Raw genomic sequence first — 277 nt, 5'->3', positions numbered from 1 at the left:
CTGATAAAATCGGTCGCAAAAAGACGTTTTCGATTTACTACATCGGGGGAACGATCGCTTGTGTGCTGTACTTCTTTGTTTTTAAAGAGGAAGCGGTACTGCTGTGGGGCAGCGCACTCCTAGGGTTTTTTGTAAACGGAATGATGGGTGGTTTTGGAGCCGTGCTTGCGGAAAACTACCAGGCAGAGGCACGTTCCACAGCGGAAAACTTTATTTTTGGTACAGGCCCTTTACCCGGATTGTAATGGATAAGAAAGATCCTTCATCCATCGTACCC

Annotated in this window: 1 pseudogene; it reads left to right on the top strand. The window is 46.9% G+C overall.

The annotated features are described in order from the left end of the window. A pseudogene (locus SB773_RS31405) lies at nucleotides 1–227 on the top strand (MFS transporter); the annotation flags it as partial. Nucleotides 228–277 lie beyond the last annotated feature (50 nt).

The organism is Bacillus sp. SIMBA_074 (genome assembly GCF_046534555.1).
GTDB lineage: Bacteria > Bacillota > Bacilli > Bacillales > Bacillaceae_G > Bacillus_A > Bacillus_A mycoides.
This window is presented reverse-complemented; position numbering and strand designations above follow the sequence as displayed.